Raw genomic sequence first — 21,278 nt, forward strand, 5'->3', positions numbered from 1 at the left:
CAAGGTACGGATATGCCAGACAATAAACCCCGGATGACTGCCGCTGAAATGACTGAGCGAGCCTATCACTTCCTCCTGGACGCAAAGGGTCTGTCCCCTCGTGCCGGGCAGGTAGACATGATGGCGTTTTGCAGCGCAGTCGTTAACGCTACCCCCGCTGAGGAGCAGTATCGCGTCGGGGTTATTGAGGCCGGTACGGGGACAGGGAAAACACTCGGGTATTGTCTGCCGCTGATCCCCCTGGCGATGGAAAAGCATAAGACGCTGATCATCTCCACGGCAACCGTTGCGCTTCAGGAACAAATCATCTCCAAGGATCTGCCAGAAATACAGGCGAGAGCGGGCCTGAGCTTCTCCTATGCGATGGCGAAGGGCCGTAGCCGTTACTTCTGCCAGATGCGCTGTGACGTTCATATGGAAAGCGAGATGAATGCCTATGGCTACATCCGCGATGATGTGGAGGATATCAGCAAGGCCTTTGCTGGTGGTCACTGGACAGGAGAGCGTGATTCCTATCCTGATGAGATCAATGAGGCGGTATGGGGTCGGGTCAATGCTATTGGCAGTCAGTGCCCTAAAAAGCGTTGCCCACATTATCACCGTTGTCCGTTCTTCCTCGCCCGCGCCCTGCTGGAGTCGGTGGATGTGGTTATCGCCAACCATGACATCGTATTGTCTGACCTGTCACTGGGAGGCGGTATTATCCTTCCCCCGCAGGAAGAGTCCATTTATGTGTTCGACGAAGGTCACCACGTTCCGCAGAAAGCAATTAACCACTTTGCGACCTCCGCCTCTCTCGATGCCAGCAGGCATTTCATGAGCGAAATCTTCGACATGGTAATGACCATGCCAGAGTCCTACGGCGGGACTATGGAAAAGCACGTGCAGCAGCTGGTGGAGCTTGCGGGCCATGCCGGTGATGAGCTCGGTGAGCTGCGGGGGACACTTTTACGCTCCCTGAACTGGCGAAACGATCACGAAATGCCAAATGGCACGGAATCGGACATCTATCGCTTCCCGGAAGGTTTCGTTCCTGAAGATATTGCGGCCCTGTTTAAGCCTGGGTTAAAGACAGTAAACGAGATGCAGAATATCGTTGTGAAAATGACGGCGATTGTAGATGAGGCCGGGCGGGATATCAGCGAGGAAGAACTGGCCCTTCAAAAGATGGCTGTCGGCGAGCTGGCAAATCGCCTGGCGGGTATGCATCAGGCTCTGGCCTCATACTGCGGGAATAAAACCGTCTCTGGTATGCCTATGGCCCGGTGGATTAACGTCCGTCGTACTAAACGCAGCACCGAAGTGGTGATTAATTGCAGTCCGGTCTATGCGGGCGAACACCTGAAATCCGAGCTCTGGTCGAAGGCTTATGCCACCATTGTGACCTCGGCAACAATCCGCTCCCTTAGCAAGTTTGACGCATTCCTGGAGCAGGCCGGTCTTCCAGTCGATACACCTACCCTGCTGGCCCGCAGCCCGTTTGATTACCAGAACAACGGCGTGTTGTTCATCCCCCGTATGCGCTCGGTTCCGACCAATCATGAAGAACATACGGCGGAGATCATCGAACTCCTTCCCAAACTGGTGCTTCGGCTTCAGGGTTGCCTCGTGCTGTTCGCCTCCCGCAGGCAGATGGAAGAAGTCAGCAAGGCGATGCCTCAACACATTTCACCGCTTCTGCTGATACAGGGGGCACTTCCAAAACGGGAAATACTGCTGCGCCATAAGCTCAGAATCGACCGTGGTGAGCCGAGCATTATCTTTGGTATGGCTTCTTTCAGTGAAGGGGTGGATCTGCCTGGCGTGTACTGCAACAACGTCATCATTGCCAAGCTGCCTTTTAGCGTTCCGACCGACCCGGTGGGCCAGACCCTGACGGAGTGGCTGGAGAAAAACGGGCGTGATGCTTTCCGGGAAATCTCGATACCGGAGGCCTGCCTCAAACTGACCCAGTCCGTTGGTCGGCTTATCCGCACAGAGAGCGATACCGGCGCGGTGACTATCCTGGATAAACGCCTGAAGACAAAAGCCTACGGGAAAGACATCCTCGCATCCCTGCCCCCTTTCAGGCGCGAAATTCGTTAATCAACAGTCGAGAGGTTGCTATGCATAAAATTGAATGCCCACGCTGTCTGGGTGGTAAGGGTGAGATCCGAGCGTTCCGGCACGTTCAAGGCGGTGTGTGTTTTCGCTGCAAGGGCCGGGGGTATGTCGAGGTGAAAACCATCCCGAAGCCTTCTATCCGGTTTGTTGCTATGCAGAAATGGGCAAATCCAGAGGACGTTAACTACAACAATGGGGATTTTATCAGGACGTTCTATTTCAAGGCCCGAAGTCAGGCTGAAGCAACAAAGAAGCTTCAGAAAAAACTCGGCGCGTCAGGTCGTGAGTTTTATGCCACTCCTGCGGATGATGTCCAGCAATAAATGGGGGCGTTTTGTAGTGGTTTATTCACTCTGAAATCTATCACTCTGGTTATGATTGGTTTCGAAACAAATGACAGGTGGTAACACATGAAAAACCAGGCTAAAACACAACATTCTGTTTTTAAGTTCATTCGAGCTGCGATTCCGGTAACAGTTCTATCGGCTATACAGTACGCTGTCATTTCTACATTGCTGGTGGTTGGAAAAATTGACCTTCAATGGTCGGAACTCGCTACATCACTTCCGTTATGTATTATTGCAATATTCTCAACAGCATTTGTATTTTACGACCCAAATGAATATGAGTACTTTCTTTCAGTGCTGGGAATGCTTACCGTTTGGGTTTTAGTGTTTATTGCATCAATACTCCTACTTGTAATCGCGCGAGGTTTTTCCTTCATCACAAGCAATTATGTAACATATGCTGAATTGGCTTCCTATTCCATACAGATAGGAATGATGATTGTATTTTACTTCAAGAGGGATAGTCTTAATCAACAGACCCTATAGATACAGTATTTCGCGATTAATATTATCATTGAACATTAACGCACAAAATTTACCCCCACGTCATACAAGGTTACCGATGCAATGAAAAATAAAATTATCGATGCAAAACTTGCATTTTTTAAAGTAGAGGGAACTCCAAGTACTGGTCACGTTGTGGTTATCGGGAAACCATCATCTGGGAAAAGTTTCTGCCTTACTGATGAAATAACGCGTTTGTTAAAAGCAGGTAAAAACCACGAAAATTAATTTGAATATTGCAAGCGGGGTTTGCTATGACATCAATTATTACCACTTTATATGAAAAACTTTCATTTCGTGTGCTCGCAGTTCCGCTGATTATTTTCAGCATTGAATTTTTGATATGGGCAGTGCTTATTCGAGAAAATGTTATATCCGGGGACTGGCCTTTGTATAGAACTTGTTTGTTCGCTTGTTTTTCCTCGCTGATTATAACTGGATTCACATTCCAGAATCCTGAAGGCAGTGATTTCCTAAAGGCAGCAGCAGGTCTCCTTGGATGTCTGGCCTTGGGGGGATTGATAATTATTATTTATTATATTGGCACTCTCGAATTTCCGATTATCACTGCCAAGATGGTTTGGATTTTCATGATGGCAAGCTTTACGTCTCAGCTTTTCACTTGCCTGATGAAATCGATGACTGATTAATTTGAAGTTCAGCAAAAACAATTGCAGAGCAAAGTTATTTATTCACTCATTTTGCGATCTAAGTATGCTTACGCTGAAGTAACCGAAAAGTACCTTTCTTGAAAAGTTTTTTCGGGATTTTAGGAGAAATGGATAATGGCATTCTCACTTACTTTCCATCAATACATTCTGGAGTAATAACATGTTTACTTTAGTTCTCGTGATTGGGCTTTATTCAAGTGGTCTTAATCCAAGTGGTGTCACCTCTCAGAAAATACCTGACTACAAAACCTATGATGAATGCCAGAGTGCCGCGCCTAAAGCAAAGCGTGGGGAAACTATCACCATCTTAAGTTATTGCATTCCCCAGCCTGCGGATAAGACAAAGGCGTAAAGGCTTCGCTATATGTGAATTATCGAAGGGGTGTCCATTTCATACCCGATTACTTCGTCAATTGTCGACCGGTGGGATAATAGGATTAAAACAGTTTTTAGCTTCACGATATTATGGAGAAACCGCCGTCATGCACCCATTCGATTCGGTCAGAGTAAAACTGAGTTTTGCCGGAAAGCCACCAGCGGCTTTACTGCAAAGCGCCCTATTTCTTGAAAATCAGCGTCCCGAATCCTCCAGTTGGAGCGACCCGGGCACGGCGGGTAATACACTGCTTCGCGACATCCTCCGGTCACAACCGGTTGAACTGAGCACTCTACAAGGCGTGGTTAATCTGACTACTGGCAACCTCGGTAAAGCCGAATGTAGTGAGTTGCTTGCACTGATGGGCCTTCGTAGCTTCGGTGAAGAAGCTGCTGAGTTAATGGTTCGCAATGCGTCAATGGTTTTTGCGAGTGGACAGGCTAATGCAAAGAACCTGATTCGCATGGAAGTCACTAAATCACACCTTACTTCTGATAAGCAGGTCATTGTCAGTACTGAAACCCTTGAGCGGCGTATGTACGTCATGAACAGCAACGGTATCTGCTTCGTCGTTGAGCCTGAGATCTGCCTTGATGCCGAGAAACTGCCGGGCGCGGATTTCTTTATCACTGAAGACGAAATGGATGCTGCGGGCGTGAGCCGCTGGGGTGAAAACGGCAGTCAGCACTGGCGATGCATGGTTACCTGGTTCAATGGCAGTAGCACCATCATGAACGAAATGGGACACATGTACGAGCTCGGTGATGAACCTGAAATTCGGCTCAATAGCTTCGGTGGATAAAGCCCACCAGCGAGGAAATACGATGAGACACGATAACGTCAAGCCCTGCCCTTTCTGCGGTTGTTCATCTATCCGGGTTCGGGAGATTTCGAATAATTTTCGCGCCTGCTGCAATTCCTGTGAGGCCACGGTGGCGTTTCAGGACTCCGAACAAGCCGCTGTGACGCGCTGGAATACCCGCGCTGAAGAGAAACAATCTGGCGGACTCCAGTCAGCATAAATTAAGCCCCGGGCTGCTCTGGGCCTGAATACCGATAAGAGGAAACACCGACATGAAATTTTACATCAGCGACGTTTTATGGAAATCCGGGCAGGCATTCATTTTCTCGTTTGTCACTGCTCCGGCAGTTGCGTTACTGCTCATTCTGTTCTGCACAGTTCTTACCAGTTCACCATCCAAGGTCTTCCTCGATCAGGCCCGTAGTCTGGTTGGAAATGCCACCAGCACCTCGGTCATGGTTTGCCCTGAAGAGAAAGCAGTGTTTGCCGCGTTCCGCTCCTCAGAATGCCAGCGACACGTGGTGAATGCCGATGATGCCATTAAACAATGGGACTCGCTGTTGCTCAAAGGCTACCTGATAGTGGCGGGTATCGCTCTTATCTGCTGGATGGTAAGCGAGGCAGTTAACTACCGCAGAAAGCCGTGGCGCTATGGGATCCGTCCCTCTGATATGACATTTAGCTATACAAAACTCGTGCCGAAAGAATCCGATGATGACGCGGATAAATAACCACTCATTTAGCACGGCAGACAGCCGGTCAATGCCAGCAGCACAGGGGGCAGTATGGGTAGACCTACAGGCAATATCGTCAGACTCACAAAATCAACAGGCCGCAGCAGCGACTTTTTCGGGCCATGTGAGTTGTGTGGAAAACATATGTCAGAAGCATTCCGTACCCGAAAAGCGCGTGAGTGGCAGCGTGAAAATGGCGAACTCTATTACGGCCATGATTCCGCCGTCATGTATGCACATGAAAAATGCATTCTGAATCTGGAAAGCAAATTTACCTCAAATTAACGACTGGTGAGATTTATGAAAATACCTCTGGGTAAGACGTTCCCAATTTTTTTTATCTTATTGGTGGTGGTGCTGGGGGGCGCTATCGCCGAGAAACTGCTATGGGAGGGACACCTCTATCCCGATTTTCTTATCAGTGATGCCTATGTGGCGAAAGATACTCAATTGCAGGCCAGTAACGACACAACACTGTTGAAGCAGTGCTACGCTCAGCACTTAACTGGATGTGAAAAGTATTATAGAAGCTTCAGCCAACTGGAGGTCAGGGGTAACGATCTCAAGTCGCTGTGTAAAGTCCTGACAAATAACACTGATCTGGACGTCTTTCAGAGTGATGCTCAATTGCTGGTTCGTTGCTCACGATGGAATGTTTTCCGTGTAATTCCATTTAAACCTACAGATAACGCAACTGATAAATTTAAGCCAATGGTCGATATGGTTGGGAGCTGGATGGCCTACAACCGGCTCTCAAAAGAGCTACTTCATGAAGATCCGGTCGATATCTTTTTTGTTGGACTGGATGAGGGAAAAAAGCAACTATCCCTGAAATATTGCTTTACCGGGGTTGATCAAATTCCTCCTCAAGTAGCTTTCCAGCGATGTGACACCGAGTCGGATACGACTAAAACCCAGAGTGACAAATCATGATGACATTTCTCGCTAATTTGCATCGCCATACTACGGCCTGCCGCAGCTTCGCATTCTTCACTCTGGTCTCCGGCCCGGCGATTGCTTTATTTATCACGTTCATCTGCATGAACTATTCAGGTTCACCTTCAGCGCATCTGGTTAGTGCAGCCAGGGCTGTCATTGATGGTGCTCCGGTCGGCAAACTAATGGTATGTACCGAAGAGCCACAATCCACGACTCCCCCGACACTTATCGAATCTCCCTGCGTTCGCGAGGCGGTCGATGAATCAATAGTAACCGCGAAGTGGGATTCAAACTTCCGAATGGTTTACGCAATGCTTGCTCTGCTTTCTTCTGTTATCTGGTGTCTAGTGAGCGCCACACGAGCGAACATATTCAAGGACGCTAAACCCCCTACTCGATAAGCCTGTCAATTCTCAAATAAAATGATGAAAAGTTGTGAAATTAAGGAGTGATGATGAACATAAATTACAGTATTAATAACAGTGTGCTCATGATGATGAGTGAGTTTATGATTACAGCTTTTGTAATCGTAATACTTTTTGTGATTGTATTAGTATATAACAAAGCGTTTAAGTCTGAATTAAGCATAAAAATATTTTGTTTTAGTCAGTTAACAGCCATTTTCATTTCCGTATTAGAAATAACAACAAAAAGAACAAATGCTGGAAGTATCAGTATTACATGGAGTGACGGCATCCATCAGTTTTATACTCACGTTTTTCTGGGGTTTGCTTTTTCTTTCTTACTTTTTTTGCTTGGTCTTTATGACTACAAAATGAAAGGCAACAAAGATGGTTTAAAGGATTGCAAAAAACATGTTTTACCGTGTTTCATAGGGAGTTGGTTCGTATTAATAATATTCTTTTTCTCCGCTTCGCCTTTGCGCTATGAGGAGAATTTGATTACGGATGCTCGCGTCGTAGCTTCGGATCCCAATCGAACCACAATTATCTATGCTGATGGGTTCTACTGGCTATTTGATATGGATAGAAATGAATTTGATAAGTCTATATCCAGAGAGATAGTCAGAGGCAACTACAAGATGTTATGTACTTCAGATACACCAGCTACCTGCTGGGCGGGCAGAAAATTCCCCAAAAACACATCACTGGATAAAGTTTTATGAAAGATTGTAACGCTGAGAAATATAGCTATTCATGTCTTTTCGCAGCGGTATTTAGACCAGGTGAAATGCCTGTCATTTCCGCGTTCCGGGCGCGGTATTGGGCTCTAATCATTCGATGGGCATTGCGTTTCGGTTACACCGTTTGCCTGATTGGCAGCACTGGAACCGGAAAAAGTTACCTCATCGAAAGAACGCTACCAGGACGGATCATTGATGCCCGACTGTTACTGGTAAAGAATGATTGGCATGGTCCTGTGCCATTCAGTTTGCGCGGTGCAAAGCCCGGCCCAGTTGGCATTGATGAGTCGTCCAGCTTTTCAGAGGAAACGCTGCGTCAGAACGCGGAGAACCTGAAAGAAAGAGGGGTAGTGTATACAGCACAAAGCATTGATAAAGCAGCTAAAGTTGCAGCCAACCTGCCAAACAGGCGTGTGTTGCTTATCATGATTGGAAAAACGTAGCCTCTGCGGTCTAGGCCATCTGACCTGCTGAACTGACGCAGTAGACTCTCTCGGAGGCAAACAAATTTGCTGGTGGGATAAAATGGGCGCATACTTAAAGCACGTGTAATCGACACGTGCTTTTTTATTGGAGGACACATGCAGGCTACAGCTGCTCGCCAGAAAAAAACCGTCAGTGTCACCCTTGAGCCAATGCTCGTACAGCAGGCAAAAGACGCTGGGATTAACTTGTCCGCCACGCTGGCAGAAGCGCTTCAGAGCAAACTGAAGGCCAGTGCAGCGGAAGAATGGAAACGACAGAATCGTGCTGGTATTCAGGAGTTGAACCGCATCACTGAAGAGCATGGGTTACTGTCTGACGAATACAGGACGTTCTGATAATGCAATATACCGTTTACCGCAATCCCGGCAACAGCCAGGCATACCCTTACCTGCTGGATATACAGAGCGACATCATTGGCGAGTTAAATACCCGCCTGGTGATCCCCCTTCATCGGCTTAAAAAAGGAGCCTCGGCCCCGGTTGCGCGATTAACTCCGGTCATACAGGTGGAAGGGAATGACGTTATCCTGATGACGCATGAAATGGCTTCAGTCCGCGTGAAGCAGCTCGGTCAGGCGGTCATGGACGCATCTCCGTTCCGGCACACTATCAAAAGTGCGGTGGACTTCCTGCTGGATGGTTTCTGACAGAGATAATGAGCGAGAAAATGATGAAGCAAAATGAACTGCTGGAAGTGGCAAAAGCCATGCGCGATTATATTGATGCCCTCCCTACCGATGTCGTTGCAGCATTACCGGTGATGCCGGGATTTGATCGAGACTGGGCCGACGAAGTCATTTACGAAGCCGAATCCGCCAGCAAATAACCCCCCGTCTGCGCCCGTTTCATCTGAATTCGGGCCGTCACAATCTTTCTGATTTTATTGAGAAAACAGCCTCTTTTTGTCCCCTTTTTTCCTTCGTCAGCAGACTCAGTCGTTCGATAATAAAAACAGACCAACACAACCACTGAGGTGTTTCATGTTAGCGATTATCCCGGCAGCAGGCACTGACAAGGTTTTTAAAACCTCCCTCAAACACGTGCTCGATGAGGACTTCCTGTTTGCAATGGCTTCAAAAGCAAGCGCGACGTACATTTCATCCCATATCAGCGATGACGGTGAGGGCACAGTGTTTTTCAGTCTGAGCGACTGGGATAACCTCAAGCCTTCCTTATCGGCTGATGGCTGGGATGGCGATACGATGCCCGGCTTCATTGATTTGCTGGATGCAATCGCAGCGCAGGGCTATAACACCGTCGAATTCCACATTTCTCACCCACTGGTGGTTGGCGCGGTCTGGTTCACCGATGAGTATTACTTCACGGTTACCCCGCTGGCGTATGACCTTGCCACGCTGGATGGTCAGTTTGTTCTGCCGGATGGCTCTTCCTACCGGCTGGATGACCTTGATGAAGTCAGCTATGACGAAATGACCGACTACTTTGACGGCATTATCGAAGTCGATGGCGATACCATGCTGGGTGTAAAGCGTAACGACGATGACACCGTAAACGTCAGCAAAATCGAAAGCTAACCCCTCCTCCCCGGTGTCGGTATCCGCCGCGCCGGGCTATTTTCCTGCCATCATCCTCTGGAGTGTTTCATGAAAGACCGTTTTTATCTGGTCAGCTTGCGTGACACCGTTGGTAGCAATACCGCTTTTCATAGCCATCACGGCAGAGGTTACAGCACCGATCAGCGTAATGCCCGGGTTTACACCCGCGAGGAAGCACAACGCGCATGGAATACGGGACGGGAGTTTGACCTGCCGGTTGATGCCGATGCAGTCGACCGCCATCTCGTGTTTCATGTTGATCATCAGTTTGTACCGGGAAAAACCATTCTCTCCGAAAGCGCCACCAAATATGTCGGCTTCGTTAATGGCCAATGGGACGGAAACGATCTGTTCTGGCTGGCTGATGCGGGTACTACCACGGATTTTTCCCTTGCCAGAGTTTTTGACTCACCACAGGCAGATAGACCTGATGTCGTCTGGTTACCCCATCACATCCCTGACGCTGCAAAGCGCCCTACCTTCAGTGTTGAGCGGATAGACCGCCGTAAAATGACGCAGGGGGCCGGTCTGCTGATGCCTGCCTGGCTGAAACGCCAAAATCGCCGACAGTCAAAGGGGCTGACTCGCTGGAATTGCCCCGGGTGTGGCCGTATTTCATGGCAACAGAATCCGTATGATTTTGATGGTTGCCGGTTCTGCATATAGTCAACTACCGCGAGAGGCCTCTATGTTCCGATTATTACAGAAGTGGTTAGTCAGGTTTACCTGTCAGGACGATATAGATTGTATGTCGACCCGGCGCTCTGCGGGCGAGTTCTGGCTGGAAATAGATGCCCGTCGTCACTGGATTTTCCTGGACATCGACGGTGTACTCCACCGGGCGGAAAACGGGTCACTGGAGTTTATGCCTGTGCTGGATCACGTGCTGACGCAATGCCCGCAGACGGGAATTATCCTTTCCACAAACTGGCGTACCGGCGTACCCCGGGAGATGGTGCTGAGTCATTTCCCTGCGGGTATACGCGATCGGATTGCTGGACTCAATCCCGATCTGGATGGGCTGGTGAATAACCACGTGCGTTATCACGAATGCATGGCGGTCGTTAAACGGTTCGGCCTACAGCATTACACCTTCGTGGACGATACCGCTCGACTCTTTCCAACTGACTGCCCTGCCCTGTTCCTGACTCACCGGCACGAGGGGCTGAATGCAACGCAGGGTAGCGCTTTGATAGACCGGATTCGGTTAATGAAATGACCGGTTTAAGGCTGAATACAAATTATTAATGAGGATGCGTTATGAATGAAATCCCACAATACGTCTATGACCTGATCGGTATTTGCCTCTTTGTTGGAATGTGGGTCGGAGGCGTTCTGCTTATTTGGTTTATTTTCTCTAATGGAGAGAGCGACGAATAGCCAGGCAACTGGCGCAACTGATGTTGCAGGATGGCCCCAACAATATCTTACCTGCTTACGCTCTGATTACCCGCGCAACGCTTCGTCAGAAGCGGAAAGCTGGGATAATGAATATATCCCGTATACACCAGGCTATCCCAATGAAAATTACTGTGTTTACTGCCCCTGATTGTCCGAAATGTCGCATGACGCTTACCCGCTTTTCTCTGGCTGGGGTGGACGTGAATGAGATCCCGCTGGTGGACAACGCAGATCTCGTTCGCCTGACACAAAATACCGGTGCGCCGCTGGTGGTGGTGGTCAACGATTCGGGCCGTGTGACGGGTTGGGGTGGGTTCCGGCCAGATCTTATTGCGACAACTGCCAATGGCTGGAGTGTCGGGTCACTCGATATCCCCCCGTCGCTGGTTAATCACGTCCTTCACTGAGGTAAACGCCATGCACAATATCTCTGTCGAAATCCCTGCGGCCCTCGGCGTACATCCTCCTTCAGGAGCGGATGTCGTGCTTATAGACGATCTGAATAACGCCCTCGCCGGTGCTGGCTTACCGCAACTGAAGATAGAGCCGATAACGTGGACACCGCCATCAGGCCGACCGGTGATCTACCGGTCTGAGGTTCCCGATATCCTGCGCATTGCAGGTATAAACCCTGACACCTCTGACATGGTGAAAACCTTCTGTTCCGGGCCACTGCCGATTGACGATAACGAGCTGGATGCCCTTCTGGAGATGCGCGAACGGGACGGTCATAGCGAAAGCTTCAGGATCGCGCTCTGTGGGGCGCTGGACGCGATTCTCATTCGACTCTACTCAGCAGAGCGTCAGCTTCGTTGAAACGCCAGTAAAGACGCTGGTGGCCTCATATGAGGTATCAATCGGCTCGGTTCCGTCTCAATAATTTAAAGAGAGCACGGTATATGAGTCCTGAAGAAGAAAAAGTGCTGCATCAGCGGCTGATACAGCTTGGCGATATGATGGGGGATGGCCTGCACTATGAGCGCGACGGTCAATGGATCACCCGGGAGTACAAAGCCACGTTGCGGGCGCTGGGGCTTTTGAAGGCTCCCAAGCGTAAGCATAACCCGACCAAAACACTCGCTGTGGATGAGCGAATGGCACAACGTGTGAAGGACGTAGCCTGTACCCAGTGCGCCGGGAAACTGAAACAGGTGCGCTCCGGGTCTCTGAAAGCGCAATGCACCCGGTGCAAAACCAAGTTCACCCTCCTGAAAACCATTAAGTAACTATACCCGCAGCTGGTGGTCACCCCACCAGCATAAAATATACCCGAAACTGTGACACCTGCGCTTGCCTGCCTCAATGTCGTGATAGCTGACAACCCCCACGAAGAAAACAAACCTCACACCTGCGATCGTCGTGATGCAACGATTTTGTCGAGCCAATTATATGAAGAGACTGTTATGAAAGACTTCCATTTCCTGTATGTCGAACTCCTGGTCGAATTGCTTCGACTGGTCAATTTTCTTCTGCCGTTGTGGTTTGGTAGTTGAAAATAGCAGGTAATACCCGGGCAAGACCTTCCCGTTTTTTTAAAATAAAAGGGCGCACATAGCGCCCTGTCAGAAAGGTATTTTGAAGCAGCAGACTACTTACGAAACTCCCATTGTTTAATCAGCTTTTTGACAAACGTCTCGCCATAGATCTCATGTGACTCCATGTATGCACAAAGCTGTATCAGGGTCATCATGCCATCGCGAAGGGTATCGCATGACTCGTTACGGCAATAGGCCGTGAGTTTGTACATATTCGCCCCGCAAACGTCCGGGTTGTAGAGATTAACAATCAGGCTTGCCGCGAATTTCTTTCTCTCTGCGATAGCGCCCAGATAAGCCAGCTCCCTTTTCAGGTCTTCCGGGATAGGTGTGACAGCACACGCTCGCGGGTTCAGGTTTATCTGGATATGGTCAAAGTCGAGTTCCTGCATTGTCCTGGTTCCTTCTGCTGATATTCGGTATCCGTCTGCCGGGCCACACGATTCTGCATGTAATGCCCCTCATATCACCATTGTACCGGATACCTGCAATTTGCCCCGTAACTACCGGTGCTGATGATAAAAAATATCTTTATTTTGCGAACGATATACACCAGTCCGTCCTGATTTCGTCAGCTGAATTGTGCCGGGTAAGCTGGTTGCCATGTGAGTGACCTAATGGAGAACACCATGCAGCACACTGCAACCACACACCCGCAACCGGCTAACACCGTGAGTATCGTCAGTACGACCTACGGTCAGACGCTGGTGGTACTGAACGGGAAATGTCTCTACTGCGCACCACCAGAGCGAGGAGACGAAGCCCGGCAGCTGGCATCAACCACTGCCGGGGCACTCAACGTGCCGGTCGATGTCGTCCACCTCGATACATTTGCTACCGATACAACCGAAAGCCAGCTGATGGCCCGCTTTGAAAACCAGAATGCCGGGCCGTGGTATAGCCATGCGTTTACCATCGCGTTCAGTGTTGAATACCCGGCGAAGAGTAGCGATGACATTCCACCAGCGGAATTACACCGTGCATTGATGAAGCGGGCCAGAGAGTTTACCGGTGATCTGGATGCGCTGGTGGAAGCCTGCGGGGCATCTTATGACAGTTATCAGATGGGGTAACTCCTGCTGGAAATGACCGCATTCTGCTGGCGTTTTCAATGAGATATCGCCAGCCGCTTTGGTAGAGTTTTCCAGATAGCAAGCGAACATCATAGCCAGTGGCAAGAGGTAAACCTATATGAATTCTGTCTGTCTTGATTACGAGAAAGTGGATTTTCTGGCGAATCTCCTGATCCCCACCCTCGCCAGACACCCCATCAGTAACAGTTTCCCGGAGCGCGGCCTCGCACTTAAGGAAAAGCACCCTGAGCTGGTGGGCTGGCCCGAGCGCAAACTGGGTGAAGTGGAAAATTACCAGAATGCACTGTCCAGACAGCTACCGAGCCTGAACAGCATGTCCTTGCCGGAGTTTATCGACTTCATTCTCACCCCGCATGTCGCGGAGTATGTTCTTGAGCAGGTTGGCACTCCGCTTGCTGAAGAAACCATGCAGCTGTTTATGGCGAAAGTGAAGGCATAACGCGGTTTTCAGCCCCATATACTCCAGATCATAACCGGCCTTAATGGTCGGTTTTTTTTGTGAATTTTCTGCCCCGAAAGCCTTCGTCACCTGCGGGGAGCGTGGTTAACTGGTTATGTAAACAAAACGAACAACACACATAACTACAGGGGTCTACCATGTTAAATCCAGCTATCTGCGCCATGTTCATGTTTCAGGGCTTCCAGCATGAAGTCTCCCGTCTGACCGCATTATCAGTGGCTAATCCTATCCCCCTCACCTTCAACTGTGACAGCGTACAGACAATGATCTGTGAAACGCTGGCTGGTGGCGAAATTGAATGTGCTCACTGGATGTTGGATGCCGCAGAGCAGATCTGTAAAGCCTGCGAACCTGCGTATCAGGCATCTGAAGAACCGGGAGTCTGGTACTACGACATTGCTGAACGTCTGGGCGCTGAAGTGGCCTGCCGTTGCGTAAAAGGTGATATCAGCACTGACCAATTGGTCGCTGTTGCAGTTAACCTCACTGAGTCATGGAACACGCTGAGCGAAGACAGCAATCAGGAGCCTGATTGCGGATCATATGAAAATACCGTCAGGACGTTGGTAGAACGTGCTGATACAGCAGAAGCGGCTTGCGTAGAAGCAGTCAGAATCCTTGATGGTGGTGAGCGGCAGGCGTTATCAAAGGCGATAGCAATTCTTCGCCCTGTGGCCGCAACGTTGCAGTAGATAGTGGCAGAACACCAATACACACAACACTCACTACAGGAAAATGACCATGAAACTCACCGTATCGACTCGCCCGGTAAGAATTGAAGGGAATTATGTCTCTGTCGTCTTTAATCGTTCCCATAACTCCATGCCGGAAACAGCAGAGGTTAAAAATGCCGATCAGGCGCGGGCATTCATCAACGATTACATCGCCCGTAATATCAACGAAACGCCGATGCATCTGGTGCTGACAAAAGAGGGCCGGGCATTTGGCGGGTTCGACGCGCTGAATAGTAGCCTTCCGCCCGCGATTGAATCATCAACCCGTTTGTAATGACTGACTGGTGGCGCTCAGTGAGGAGCGTCACCCGGCATCACGGAGGGAGTTGCAAGAGTTCTGATTAGCCTTTCCTGACCCACGCCCAAAGCATCGCACCCGCCAACACCGTCAGCATCAGAGCAAACACGGAACCAACCAGACTCGCATCGCCATTCTTGCCGGAGTAACCGCAGGTTTGAGATGCGTCACCAACTGCCTGACAAATTGAATCGGGATCAAGTCCCCAGTAGACAAAGGCGAACAAGGCAATTACAGAGATAAACGCTTTAGCGACTTTCGCTTTCTGAATCATCAGAGACACCTCAGTTCGTCAATGCCGGGGAGTTGCCTGTGTGTTATTTCAGGCGGGAATCAAACCGGAACGGAATTTTCTTAACCGTAGCCATCAGGTCAAAGAGTTCAGGGTGTGCCGGATTCAGCAAGTAGTTAAATTCAACCGGAGACAACGCACTTGGAATACGCAGCGCGATAGAAGAACCGCTTTCAGCCCAGTTATCACCGTAGAGCGCCAGCTCAGCAGGAGCATCCTCACTCGCCCAGTTATCAGGGAGACGGCTCATGTCGAAGGTCTGGATCTGATCATCCGGTACATCAAGACTCAGCAGTGTAAAGTCGTCCAGTAACTGCGGCGCGTGAATGTGTACCAGCGTTTCAAGCATGGTAAGGCTGGCCGTTTCAGACAGGTAGACCATTGCAGTGCCTACGCTGTTCCAGCGGCCCCCCGCTTCTTTCGCACCCAGACCAGACCACGCAGTCATCAGATAACGGGTCTTGGTCAGTCGGTAAAGGATCACGAGTATACCCCGTGCTCAATACGCGTAATCAGGCGCATCACTTCAAGCGCACCTGTCTCAGAAGAAACAAGCTCTGCCGGTGATTTCCAGCTCAGACCACGGTTCGCTTCGTTCAGCCATTTGTGCGCCGCTTCTTTGTCACCTTCAAACAGCTCTACAGCGCGTTCAATTACGCGGATAATGCGCACCAGACGTTCGCTCTGATCGGCAGTGAAACGGTCTTTGATGCTACGATTAAACGTCGTATTAGGTATACCCGACATTTTGCGCAGCTCAGACGGCGTGATGTTAGCCCATTCAGAAATGTGCTTAGCTACTGTGCCATCGAGACCGTGATTGATTTTATCCATCAGCGCGATACCGTCATTATCCAGCCCAGCAACCTGCCATAAGCAGTGCTGATTCGTTTTGGTAACGTCTGGAGAAAAAACTTTCATCGTCATAACTAGCCCTCCCATTTGGTAATTCAATTATACCATATGGAACACTAACGGCAATCTTTTAACCATCAGACAACCTCAGCGCCCTTCGTCACCAGCCCCACCTGCCAGATAATAGGTCAATAACGACAAAACTATGACAGGGGGCATCATGCCGAATCTCTTACGTTATGACCAACTGGACTCCTCACGTCAGCCAGCAGCGCGGGCATCAGCCGCTAGTGGCGAATTATGGTGTGCCCGCAACAACGTAAAAAAGCAGGCGGCAGCGTCAAAGGCCGCAATTCACCAGGCAATCAATGATCAGCACCGCATTACCCGGCTGCGAAACACCTTTTCGCTCGCGAAGGATATGCGTGAAAAGCCGGTCGTCTGGATTGAAAAGCGCATCCTCGAAAATCTGTGCATGTTCAATGAGCAGGGCGATATGTACCTGTTCACGCAGCAGAACTTTGTCAGCAAACTCTGAACCTCCGGCCCGGCTCGTCGGGCTATTAAAAGGAAACCGATATGACAGACTTCATTGATAAACTGGCAGCGAATGGTGTGGCCTTTACCCTTCAGGACGGACGAATCATCGTTGAAGGCGATCTTCGTGTCGGGTTTACGCTTGAGCCAGAAGATCCGGCAATTCCCTGCGACTATATTCCCGCGAATCTGACCGTGACGAACACCCTGACCATTCTGTCGGGCATTCATAGCATCCCTGCCGGGCTGGTGGCCCGCAATCTGTTTATCAGCTACTCTGAGCTGGAATCTCTCCCTGACAACCTGACCATTACCGGTACGCTCATGGCGAATTCTTCACGTCTTAAGTATCTGCCGGAAAATCTGACGGTGGGCCGCGTTCTGGACATCATGTGTACTGATATCGCCTATCTGCCGGATACGCTGAAAGTAGCTGGCAGTATGATGCTGTCAAACACCCGTATTACCACTTTGCCGGATAACCTGCATCTTGAAGAAAATCTGGCCCTCGAAGCCATGCCGTTGCAAGCGTTGCCAAAAAACCTGAAAGTGGGCCACAGCCTGTATCTGGATGCTGTGGCTCTGAAGCGGATCCCTGAGTGTATATCGTGCCCCGTGATTAACCTGGTTAACCCTGGTAATTTTGAAAATGTCGCGTCAGTCACCGGTATCGGCGGAAAGCCTAACCGCCATGTCTATGCGCTACGTACAGCGCTTGGCGTTCGCGTATGCATGTACGATTTGTCTGTAGACCCGGAAATATTTGGTCTGCTGGTACGTGGCATCTATGATGAACCCACGGCTGAACTACTTGATAAGGCCGCACAACAATGTATTCAGCGTCTGGAGGATATGTATGCTTCTGAAAACGCAGTTCGGCACTGACTCGGGTATGATTTATACCCGGAAGGTGTATCTGCATTACACCGACACTGACGGGCATTCACGCAGCAAGCTGATAAAAGGTTACTACTACCCGGGCGAAGTCCCGGTTGAGTCGTTTTCAGAGCGGGCACTTGCTCCTGGTATGCGCCAGCTGTTGAGTTGCCGCTGCGGCGCAATAAACTGGGTCGCAACTGGTGGTATCAACGAATACCAATGCGACTGCTGCGCAAAGGAAATAACCGTTTACTGACGGTCTGCACGGGGATACCGTTCGACCGGCATACCCATGACAATAAGAGCAGGTGCTAAATGACAAAAGAAGAATCACAATTTTATGCTGGTGCAATCTGGGCCGCATCGACCATTTACCGGATGCATTCTGACTCGGTGGTAGCGAAAGATTTTCTCCGTGAAATTAACGATCTGGATGTGGCAGCAAAATGTGGTGCTGAGTACGACGTTCTCCCATTACGCCTGTTTGTTTTGCGCGATTTACCATTGGGCCACGATGCGGATTATGAAGCCATCAGCTTCGGGCCGGTAGACCGTCACGGCAATATCATCTGCGATCACTCTCAGACTTCGGTCACCGATATCTCCGGCCAGCGAGCGTATGGGGTTTATGCCCGCCGTGCGGGTGAGTCGAATCTGACGCTCATCGACAATCTTGATGATGAAGAAGAAGCCGAACCACTGGCGAAGGTGCTGGCTGAACAGCTCCAGCAAATCAAAGAAGGTCGCTACGATATTTAAGCGTTAGACCACGTACTGCTGGTGGCAATACACTGGCGATTAAGGGGGTTAAGTGACTTAAATGATCCACTGACCTGTCTGTGTAAAGCCTGTTTATCCCAAAGCCGTCTGGTTCACCAGGCGGTTTTTTTATGCCCGGAATAGCAAGCACAACACAAAACGAAACCGATATTATCTTTCTGAAAATACAGGGCTTTTTATGCCCTGGTTTTCTTCGTCACCTGAGTCACTCACCAGATACTGGATACAGAAGCCACAACATGTAACCCGTTATCAGGAGCGACCCATGAAAGCACAAGCTGTTCGTAATCACTCTTTTGGCTCACTGAAGCTCAGCGCAAGCAATGCGGCAGCAGCCGCGCTGGCGCACCCGGTAACCCATTTCTTCATGCTGTTCGCCATCGTGATGTACCTGGTCTATGGCGGTGTAGTACTCGGCATTAAGCCGTAGCATTCCCTGTGGCCGGTCGCCCAACCGGCTTTGCCTCCAACCCTTCTGGAGGTAGTTGTTAACTTCCCCGGTAAACCGGGGATTTTTTTACCCGTAGTTCCAGCGTTCGCCACTGGAGCTAAAACCCACCAGAGCGAATTCCGTAACATAAGCGCTTCTTCTACGTCCGATCAGTACCTTACCCTATGAGCAACCCGTCACACTCTGCTAGCCTTCCTCCCGGAATGAACGACACTCTGATGTCCCTATATATCGAACCGGATATGCCTGGTATCGATGATCTCGTTATAACAATTATTCGGCTTCGGCGTGAGGGCTGGACAGCATCTGAACTGACTTTCCGTATACTTTCGTCAGTTGCATATCAGGTGATTCCTCCAGAGGCGTTTACCGACCCTAAGCATCACCTCCTGAAAGAGTATGTCAGTTTGTCCCGTGAGTTCGGCCTAGTAAGCGGGGCAAGACATAATGCTCACCTCCGTGGTGTCATTCGCAGAGGGATAATGTCGGGAATAGATAGAGCAGAGGTAATACGCCGCGTTCTTTTCTCCCCGCACTATTCAGAACATGAGGAAGATAACCAATCTGATTCGTTCCCTCGTTCGTCGTAACAACCGGGTGGCATTAACGCTTTTTCCCCGAATGTTCCGGTACAAAGCCTTTGGCGTGGTTGAAACAGGATCTGGTTATCCGCGACGGCCTGAACATCAGGAATCCAAAGTTTGTCTACTGGCAGGATATCTCAGAGTCCAGGAAGAAATTCGTGCTTCTCAGGCCCGTCTGGCTTTACTAAATACTGAAATCGAAAAGGAGAATGCTCAGGAGTACGCACGTAACAAAATTCCGGCATCACGGTTGGCTCACTTCAGGCTCTGGTTCACTCGCCGATTTGGTAATGACACATCCCGTTTGATTGAGTCCGTGGACACCTACTGCGAGGAGCAGAATCCAGTAATGGATGAGCAACCGGCTGTATTGCCATTACCACGCGGTCACCTCCCCCATGCAGATATCCGTATGCGCTCCCCGAGCTTCCGCCGAGAGGTTAGCGTTCGCGATGTGCATGTCCAGTCTCAGTTCCGTGAGTTGGTGGATAAGAATTTCGGAAGCCTGTGCGCGGTATCGGGCAAACACCTCAACGGTGTGCTGGAGGCAGCACATATTGAACCAACATCCGTAGCAGGCTGCTATAACGCCAGTAACGGCATTTTGCTATCACCAACATTCCACAGGCTGTTTGACACAAACATGATGGGTATTGATCCTGATACACTACAGATTCACTTCGCCAGCGGTATAGAGTTCCCTGAGTATGAAGGGGTCTGTATAAAACCGTTGTTCTAAAATCTGGATAAAAACAGGCTCGGGGCAAGATGGCTTGAATTTAAAGTGAAATCACCTGCGGAGTAAGCCCTCTCCCCTCTTCCATCTCCCTGCCCTATCCAATCTATTTATTGGAAAGGCATAGCAGCATGGAGATAAGTAGCACACAAGTAACTCACCGATAATTCACATAAAAACCATATCAAAACAAATCAATCAGTTTATCGCATTTCCTAGCGCACTTTTAATTCACATTTTATGGACTTTTAATCCAATCCTCTCCTGTTCACTTTGAATTTAAGTGATATCAGTGAATGATAAGGTACGAATAATTCACTAAATAACAACTATGTAAATTCAACAGCATAAAAACCAGAGCGCTATCTTCGGACTGGTTCCAGTAATTGATGGTTTGAGTCCGGCCCGCATGTCATACTGATTTATATCTTTCGTGTAGCCCTGCGGTAGGCACGATTTCATCCCAATACATCCAGTGGCATGTGACTATATGATCGACCAAGCAGAGTTAATGAAGAGTGTTTTAGCGGTTCTGCAAGCCAGAAACGTGTCATTATCAGAGAGCCCTACGCGAATTCTGATGATGCTTCCAACACGGTTACGCGTGAATGTCACTGTAATCGATGCTCAAAATGAACCGTTAACCGCGACACTGATGCTGGATCAGGAAGGTCAAGTGACCTGTAAGCTGGCAACAGACCCCGCTGATACCGTCGTTGATATCAGTCGATATAGAGTATGATTTAAATCTTCGCGTTCCAGCCAGCCGTTCCCAGCTTCGTTGTAGAATATTGCAATAAGCCAATCCCCAGCCAGCCCTGTAATGTAACCGAAGAAAATCGTGCGCAATGCGCACGTAAAAATGTCTGCCCGCCACGCGGGCAATCGCCGTCCAAAAGCTTCGCTCTCAAGCGAAGCAGGCACGACATGTAAATTCGAATAGAGCCCTCACGGGGCGATTAGGCGAATTCGCGGCCCGCT

Annotated in this window: 37 protein-coding genes; 33 read left to right on the forward strand and 4 right to left on the reverse strand. The window is 49.6% G+C overall.

The window, feature by feature from the left end; all coding sequences use genetic code 11:
- The first annotated feature begins 12 nt into the window (after nt 1–12).
- The 22 genes from dinG to HVZ39_RS26135 all read left to right on the forward strand — a co-directional run bounded on the left by dinG (nt 13) and on the right by HVZ39_RS26135 (nt 12,288).
- Complete coding sequence (dinG, locus tag HVZ39_RS26030) at nt 13–2,085, forward strand: ATP-dependent DNA helicase DinG (RefSeq protein ID WP_181633727.1); 2,073 nt, start codon at nt 13–15, stop codon at nt 2,083–2,085.
- A gap of 20 nt (nt 2,086–2,105) precedes the next feature.
- Nucleotides 2,106–2,426 carry a hypothetical protein gene (locus HVZ39_RS26035; RefSeq protein WP_016241561.1) on the forward strand — a complete coding sequence of 107 codons (321 nt, stop codon included), beginning with the start codon at nt 2,106–2,108 and terminating at the stop codon, nt 2,424–2,426.
- An 87-nt stretch (nt 2,427–2,513) separates the two neighbouring features.
- Nucleotides 2,514–2,936 (forward strand): hypothetical protein, encoded by a 423-nt coding sequence (locus HVZ39_RS26040; RefSeq protein WP_024196082.1) that lies wholly within the window; start codon nt 2,514–2,516, stop codon nt 2,934–2,936.
- 81 nt (nt 2,937–3,017) lie between these two features.
- On the forward strand, nt 3,018–3,182 hold the full coding sequence (locus HVZ39_RS26045; protein ID WP_007372277.1) for a hypothetical protein: 165 nt from the start codon (nt 3,018–3,020) through the stop codon (nt 3,180–3,182).
- A 26-nt stretch (nt 3,183–3,208) separates the two neighbouring features.
- On the forward strand, nt 3,209–3,604 hold the full coding sequence (locus HVZ39_RS26050) for a hypothetical protein (RefSeq protein WP_024196081.1): 396 nt from the start codon (nt 3,209–3,211) through the stop codon (nt 3,602–3,604).
- Between the two features lie 181 nt (nt 3,605–3,785).
- Complete coding sequence (locus tag HVZ39_RS26055; RefSeq protein WP_016241560.1) at nt 3,786–3,977, forward strand: hypothetical protein; 192 nt, start codon at nt 3,786–3,788, stop codon at nt 3,975–3,977.
- 130 nt (nt 3,978–4,107) lie between these two features.
- Complete coding sequence (locus tag HVZ39_RS26060) at nt 4,108–4,803, forward strand: hypothetical protein (protein ID WP_007372278.1); 696 nt, start codon at nt 4,108–4,110, stop codon at nt 4,801–4,803.
- A gap of 22 nt (nt 4,804–4,825) precedes the next feature.
- The gene (locus tag HVZ39_RS26065) at nt 4,826–5,023 is read left to right on the forward strand and encodes a Lar family restriction alleviation protein (protein WP_032155220.1); all 198 of its coding nucleotides are present in this window, start codon (nt 4,826–4,828) and stop codon (nt 5,021–5,023) included.
- Nucleotides 5,024–5,075: 52 nt separating this feature from the next.
- Nucleotides 5,076–5,534 (forward strand): hypothetical protein, encoded by a 459-nt coding sequence (locus tag HVZ39_RS26070; protein ID WP_008786599.1) that lies wholly within the window; start codon nt 5,076–5,078, stop codon nt 5,532–5,534.
- A 147-nt stretch (nt 5,535–5,681) separates the two neighbouring features.
- The gene (locus tag HVZ39_RS26075) at nt 5,682–5,822 is read left to right on the forward strand and encodes a hypothetical protein (protein WP_007372281.1); all 141 of its coding nucleotides are present in this window, start codon (nt 5,682–5,684) and stop codon (nt 5,820–5,822) included.
- 15 nt (nt 5,823–5,837) lie between these two features.
- Entirely contained in the window at nt 5,838–6,470 is a 633-nt protein-coding gene (locus HVZ39_RS26080) for a hypothetical protein (protein WP_007372282.1), read from the forward strand.
- 457 nt (nt 6,471–6,927) lie between these two features.
- The gene (locus HVZ39_RS26085) at nt 6,928–7,602 is read left to right on the forward strand and encodes a hypothetical protein (RefSeq protein WP_008786597.1); all 675 of its coding nucleotides are present in this window, start codon (nt 6,928–6,930) and stop codon (nt 7,600–7,602) included.
- Entirely contained in the window at nt 7,599–8,063 is a 465-nt protein-coding gene (locus HVZ39_RS26090) for a hypothetical protein (RefSeq protein ID WP_008786596.1), read from the forward strand. Before HVZ39_RS26085 ends, HVZ39_RS26090 begins: the two co-directional genes overlap by 4 nt.
- A gap of 138 nt (nt 8,064–8,201) precedes the next feature.
- Complete coding sequence (locus HVZ39_RS26095) at nt 8,202–8,441, forward strand: type II toxin-antitoxin system CcdA family antitoxin (RefSeq protein WP_007372285.1); 240 nt, start codon at nt 8,202–8,204, stop codon at nt 8,439–8,441.
- A 2-nt stretch (nt 8,442–8,443) separates the two neighbouring features.
- Complete coding sequence (locus HVZ39_RS26100; protein ID WP_007372286.1) at nt 8,444–8,752, forward strand: CcdB family protein; 309 nt, start codon at nt 8,444–8,446, stop codon at nt 8,750–8,752.
- 20 nt (nt 8,753–8,772) lie between these two features.
- Nucleotides 8,773–8,931 (forward strand): hypothetical protein, encoded by a 159-nt coding sequence (locus HVZ39_RS26105; protein ID WP_016241558.1) that lies wholly within the window; start codon nt 8,773–8,775, stop codon nt 8,929–8,931.
- A 154-nt stretch (nt 8,932–9,085) separates the two neighbouring features.
- The gene (locus HVZ39_RS26110) at nt 9,086–9,640 is read left to right on the forward strand and encodes a hypothetical protein (RefSeq protein ID WP_007372288.1); all 555 of its coding nucleotides are present in this window, start codon (nt 9,086–9,088) and stop codon (nt 9,638–9,640) included.
- Nucleotides 9,641–9,709: 69 nt separating this feature from the next.
- A complete protein-coding gene (locus HVZ39_RS26115; RefSeq protein ID WP_007372289.1) occupies nt 9,710–10,327 on the forward strand; it encodes a hypothetical protein in 618 nt (205 codons plus the stop codon).
- An 82-nt stretch (nt 10,328–10,409) separates the two neighbouring features.
- The gene (locus tag HVZ39_RS26120; RefSeq protein WP_007372290.1) at nt 10,410–10,880 is read left to right on the forward strand and encodes an HAD domain-containing protein; all 471 of its coding nucleotides are present in this window, start codon (nt 10,410–10,412) and stop codon (nt 10,878–10,880) included.
- A 301-nt stretch (nt 10,881–11,181) separates the two neighbouring features.
- The gene (locus HVZ39_RS26125) at nt 11,182–11,469 is read left to right on the forward strand and encodes a hypothetical protein (protein ID WP_016241556.1); all 288 of its coding nucleotides are present in this window, start codon (nt 11,182–11,184) and stop codon (nt 11,467–11,469) included.
- A 10-nt stretch (nt 11,470–11,479) separates the two neighbouring features.
- Nucleotides 11,480–11,878: a hypothetical protein gene (locus tag HVZ39_RS26130; RefSeq protein WP_007372292.1), complete on the forward strand. Its 399-nt coding sequence runs from the start codon at nt 11,480–11,482 to the stop codon at nt 11,876–11,878.
- An 83-nt stretch (nt 11,879–11,961) separates the two neighbouring features.
- Nucleotides 11,962–12,288, forward strand: coding sequence for a hypothetical protein (locus HVZ39_RS26135; protein WP_007372293.1), 327 nt, complete (start codon nt 11,962–11,964; stop codon nt 12,286–12,288).
- 362 nt (nt 12,289–12,650) lie between these two features.
- Here the strand turns inward: HVZ39_RS26135 and HVZ39_RS26140 are convergent, their stop codons facing one another.
- Nucleotides 12,651–12,989, reverse strand: coding sequence for a hypothetical protein (locus tag HVZ39_RS26140; RefSeq protein ID WP_007372294.1), 339 nt, complete (start codon nt 12,987–12,989; stop codon nt 12,651–12,653).
- A 237-nt stretch (nt 12,990–13,226) separates the two neighbouring features.
- Here HVZ39_RS26140 and HVZ39_RS26145 point away from each other — a divergent pair, with 237 nt between their 5' ends.
- The 4 genes from HVZ39_RS26145 (at nt 13,227) to HVZ39_RS26160 (ending at nt 15,159) form a co-directional block, all read left to right on the forward strand.
- Nucleotides 13,227–13,670: a hypothetical protein gene (locus HVZ39_RS26145; protein ID WP_007372295.1), complete on the forward strand. Its 444-nt coding sequence runs from the start codon at nt 13,227–13,229 to the stop codon at nt 13,668–13,670.
- Between the two features lie 118 nt (nt 13,671–13,788).
- Nucleotides 13,789–14,130 (forward strand): hypothetical protein, encoded by a 342-nt coding sequence (locus tag HVZ39_RS26150; protein ID WP_007372296.1) that lies wholly within the window; start codon nt 13,789–13,791, stop codon nt 14,128–14,130.
- 158 nt (nt 14,131–14,288) lie between these two features.
- Complete coding sequence (locus HVZ39_RS26155) at nt 14,289–14,843, forward strand: hypothetical protein (RefSeq protein ID WP_007372297.1); 555 nt, start codon at nt 14,289–14,291, stop codon at nt 14,841–14,843.
- Nucleotides 14,844–14,892: 49 nt separating this feature from the next.
- Nucleotides 14,893–15,159: a hypothetical protein gene (locus tag HVZ39_RS26160; RefSeq protein WP_007372298.1), complete on the forward strand. Its 267-nt coding sequence runs from the start codon at nt 14,893–14,895 to the stop codon at nt 15,157–15,159.
- Nucleotides 15,160–15,226: 67 nt separating this feature from the next.
- On the opposite strand, the gene HVZ39_RS26165 is transcribed toward HVZ39_RS26160, so the two are convergent.
- Genes HVZ39_RS26165 through HVZ39_RS26175 form a run of 3 tightly spaced genes read right to left on the reverse strand, consistent with a single transcriptional unit; the run spans nt 15,227 to nt 16,402 of the window.
- Nucleotides 15,227–15,457: a hypothetical protein gene (locus HVZ39_RS26165; protein WP_007372299.1), complete on the reverse strand. Its 231-nt coding sequence runs from the start codon at nt 15,455–15,457 to the stop codon at nt 15,227–15,229.
- Nucleotides 15,458–15,500: 43 nt separating this feature from the next.
- Nucleotides 15,501–15,959 carry an RES family NAD+ phosphorylase gene (locus HVZ39_RS26170; protein WP_007372300.1) on the reverse strand — a complete coding sequence of 153 codons (459 nt, stop codon included), beginning with the start codon at nt 15,957–15,959 and terminating at the stop codon, nt 15,501–15,503.
- Nucleotides 15,956–16,402 (reverse strand): antitoxin Xre/MbcA/ParS toxin-binding domain-containing protein, encoded by a 447-nt coding sequence (locus HVZ39_RS26175; protein WP_008786588.1) that lies wholly within the window; start codon nt 16,400–16,402, stop codon nt 15,956–15,958. The genes HVZ39_RS26170 and HVZ39_RS26175 overlap by 4 nt, the downstream gene beginning before the upstream one ends.
- A gap of 148 nt (nt 16,403–16,550) precedes the next feature.
- Between HVZ39_RS26175 and HVZ39_RS26180 the strand changes: the two genes are divergently transcribed.
- From HVZ39_RS26180 to HVZ39_RS26210, 7 genes are all read left to right on the forward strand, one after another.
- Nucleotides 16,551–16,868, forward strand: a complete 318-nt coding sequence (locus tag HVZ39_RS26180) for a hypothetical protein (RefSeq protein ID WP_007372302.1) — start codon at nt 16,551–16,553, stop codon at nt 16,866–16,868.
- A 41-nt stretch (nt 16,869–16,909) separates the two neighbouring features.
- On the forward strand, nt 16,910–17,752 hold the full coding sequence (locus tag HVZ39_RS26185; RefSeq protein WP_007372303.1) for a hypothetical protein: 843 nt from the start codon (nt 16,910–16,912) through the stop codon (nt 17,750–17,752).
- Nucleotides 17,724–18,002: a hypothetical protein gene (locus HVZ39_RS26190; protein ID WP_007372304.1), complete on the forward strand. Its 279-nt coding sequence runs from the start codon at nt 17,724–17,726 to the stop codon at nt 18,000–18,002. The genes HVZ39_RS26185 and HVZ39_RS26190 overlap by 29 nt, the downstream gene beginning before the upstream one ends.
- Nucleotides 18,003–18,061: 59 nt before the next feature.
- Nucleotides 18,062–18,505, forward strand: a complete 444-nt coding sequence (locus HVZ39_RS26195; RefSeq protein WP_007372305.1) for a hypothetical protein — start codon at nt 18,062–18,064, stop codon at nt 18,503–18,505.
- A gap of 286 nt (nt 18,506–18,791) precedes the next feature.
- Nucleotides 18,792–18,956 carry a hypothetical protein gene (locus HVZ39_RS26200; protein WP_007372306.1) on the forward strand — a complete coding sequence of 55 codons (165 nt, stop codon included), beginning with the start codon at nt 18,792–18,794 and terminating at the stop codon, nt 18,954–18,956.
- Between the two features lie 567 nt (nt 18,957–19,523).
- Nucleotides 19,524–20,300 carry an HNH endonuclease signature motif containing protein gene (locus HVZ39_RS26205; RefSeq protein ID WP_249419404.1) on the forward strand — a complete coding sequence of 259 codons (777 nt, stop codon included), beginning with the start codon at nt 19,524–19,526 and terminating at the stop codon, nt 20,298–20,300.
- A 487-nt stretch (nt 20,301–20,787) separates the two neighbouring features.
- Nucleotides 20,788–21,039: a hypothetical protein gene (locus HVZ39_RS26210; protein ID WP_024196080.1), complete on the forward strand. Its 252-nt coding sequence runs from the start codon at nt 20,788–20,790 to the stop codon at nt 21,037–21,039.
- Nucleotides 21,040–21,278: the final 239 nt, after the last annotated feature.

The organism is Citrobacter sp. RHB35-C21 (assembly GCF_013816515.1).
Classification (GTDB): Bacteria; Pseudomonadota; Gammaproteobacteria; order Enterobacterales; family Enterobacteriaceae; genus Citrobacter; species Citrobacter braakii.

Excerpts from the sequence above, each read along its gene's own strand:
- HVZ39_RS26195 (WP_007372305.1), top strand. The coding sequence starts at position 18,062 with ATGACAAAAGAAGAATCACAATTTTATGCTGGTGCAATCTGGGCCGCA.
- HVZ39_RS26075 (WP_007372281.1), top strand. The coding sequence starts at position 5,682 with ATGTCAGAAGCATTCCGTACCCGAAAAGCGCGTGAGTGGCAGCGTGAA.
- HVZ39_RS26095 (WP_007372285.1), top strand. The coding sequence starts at position 8,202 with ATGCAGGCTACAGCTGCTCGCCAGAAAAAAACCGTCAGTGTCACCCTT.
- HVZ39_RS26145 (WP_007372295.1), top strand. The coding sequence starts at position 13,227 with ATGCAGCACACTGCAACCACACACCCGCAACCGGCTAACACCGTGAGT.
- HVZ39_RS26110 (WP_007372288.1), top strand. The coding sequence starts at position 9,086 with ATGTTAGCGATTATCCCGGCAGCAGGCACTGACAAGGTTTTTAAAACC.
- HVZ39_RS26200 (WP_007372306.1), top strand. The coding sequence starts at position 18,792 with ATGAAAGCACAAGCTGTTCGTAATCACTCTTTTGGCTCACTGAAGCTC.
- HVZ39_RS26210 (WP_024196080.1), top strand. The coding sequence starts at position 20,788 with ATGATCGACCAAGCAGAGTTAATGAAGAGTGTTTTAGCGGTTCTGCAA.
- HVZ39_RS26190 (WP_007372304.1), top strand. The coding sequence starts at position 17,724 with ATGCTTCTGAAAACGCAGTTCGGCACTGACTCGGGTATGATTTATACC.
- HVZ39_RS26070 (WP_008786599.1), top strand. The coding sequence starts at position 5,076 with ATGAAATTTTACATCAGCGACGTTTTATGGAAATCCGGGCAGGCATTC.
- HVZ39_RS26090 (WP_008786596.1), top strand. The coding sequence starts at position 7,599 with ATGAAAGATTGTAACGCTGAGAAATATAGCTATTCATGTCTTTTCGCA.
- HVZ39_RS26055 (WP_016241560.1), top strand. The coding sequence starts at position 3,786 with ATGTTTACTTTAGTTCTCGTGATTGGGCTTTATTCAAGTGGTCTTAAT.
- HVZ39_RS26165 (WP_007372299.1), bottom strand. The coding sequence starts at position 15,457 with ATGATTCAGAAAGCGAAAGTCGCTAAAGCGTTTATCTCTGTAATTGCC.
- HVZ39_RS26065 (WP_032155220.1), top strand. The coding sequence starts at position 4,826 with ATGAGACACGATAACGTCAAGCCCTGCCCTTTCTGCGGTTGTTCATCT.
- HVZ39_RS26035 (WP_016241561.1), top strand. The coding sequence starts at position 2,106 with ATGCATAAAATTGAATGCCCACGCTGTCTGGGTGGTAAGGGTGAGATC.
- dinG (WP_181633727.1), top strand. The coding sequence starts at position 13 with ATGCCAGACAATAAACCCCGGATGACTGCCGCTGAAATGACTGAGCGA.
- HVZ39_RS26080 (WP_007372282.1), top strand. The coding sequence starts at position 5,838 with ATGAAAATACCTCTGGGTAAGACGTTCCCAATTTTTTTTATCTTATTG.
- HVZ39_RS26130 (WP_007372292.1), top strand. The coding sequence starts at position 11,480 with ATGCACAATATCTCTGTCGAAATCCCTGCGGCCCTCGGCGTACATCCT.
- HVZ39_RS26155 (WP_007372297.1), top strand. The coding sequence starts at position 14,289 with ATGTTAAATCCAGCTATCTGCGCCATGTTCATGTTTCAGGGCTTCCAG.
- HVZ39_RS26160 (WP_007372298.1), top strand. The coding sequence starts at position 14,893 with ATGAAACTCACCGTATCGACTCGCCCGGTAAGAATTGAAGGGAATTAT.
- HVZ39_RS26150 (WP_007372296.1), top strand. The coding sequence starts at position 13,789 with ATGAATTCTGTCTGTCTTGATTACGAGAAAGTGGATTTTCTGGCGAAT.
- HVZ39_RS26105 (WP_016241558.1), top strand. The coding sequence starts at position 8,773 with ATGATGAAGCAAAATGAACTGCTGGAAGTGGCAAAAGCCATGCGCGAT.
- HVZ39_RS26175 (WP_008786588.1), bottom strand. The coding sequence starts at position 16,402 with ATGACGATGAAAGTTTTTTCTCCAGACGTTACCAAAACGAATCAGCAC.
- HVZ39_RS26135 (WP_007372293.1), top strand. The coding sequence starts at position 11,962 with ATGAGTCCTGAAGAAGAAAAAGTGCTGCATCAGCGGCTGATACAGCTT.
- HVZ39_RS26185 (WP_007372303.1), top strand. The coding sequence starts at position 16,910 with ATGACAGACTTCATTGATAAACTGGCAGCGAATGGTGTGGCCTTTACC.
- HVZ39_RS26180 (WP_007372302.1), top strand. The coding sequence starts at position 16,551 with ATGCCGAATCTCTTACGTTATGACCAACTGGACTCCTCACGTCAGCCA.
- HVZ39_RS26140 (WP_007372294.1), bottom strand. The coding sequence starts at position 12,989 with ATGCAGGAACTCGACTTTGACCATATCCAGATAAACCTGAACCCGCGA.
- HVZ39_RS26040 (WP_024196082.1), top strand. The coding sequence starts at position 2,514 with ATGAAAAACCAGGCTAAAACACAACATTCTGTTTTTAAGTTCATTCGA.
- HVZ39_RS26125 (WP_016241556.1), top strand. The coding sequence starts at position 11,182 with ATGAAAATTACTGTGTTTACTGCCCCTGATTGTCCGAAATGTCGCATG.
- HVZ39_RS26115 (WP_007372289.1), top strand. The coding sequence starts at position 9,710 with ATGAAAGACCGTTTTTATCTGGTCAGCTTGCGTGACACCGTTGGTAGC.
- HVZ39_RS26205 (WP_249419404.1), top strand. The coding sequence starts at position 19,524 with ATGAGGAAGATAACCAATCTGATTCGTTCCCTCGTTCGTCGTAACAAC.
- HVZ39_RS26085 (WP_008786597.1), top strand. The coding sequence starts at position 6,928 with ATGATGAACATAAATTACAGTATTAATAACAGTGTGCTCATGATGATG.
- HVZ39_RS26120 (WP_007372290.1), top strand. The coding sequence starts at position 10,410 with ATGTCGACCCGGCGCTCTGCGGGCGAGTTCTGGCTGGAAATAGATGCC.
- HVZ39_RS26060 (WP_007372278.1), top strand. The coding sequence starts at position 4,108 with ATGCACCCATTCGATTCGGTCAGAGTAAAACTGAGTTTTGCCGGAAAG.
- HVZ39_RS26100 (WP_007372286.1), top strand. The coding sequence starts at position 8,444 with ATGCAATATACCGTTTACCGCAATCCCGGCAACAGCCAGGCATACCCT.
- HVZ39_RS26050 (WP_024196081.1), top strand. The coding sequence starts at position 3,209 with ATGACATCAATTATTACCACTTTATATGAAAAACTTTCATTTCGTGTG.
- HVZ39_RS26045 (WP_007372277.1), top strand. The coding sequence starts at position 3,018 with ATGAAAAATAAAATTATCGATGCAAAACTTGCATTTTTTAAAGTAGAG.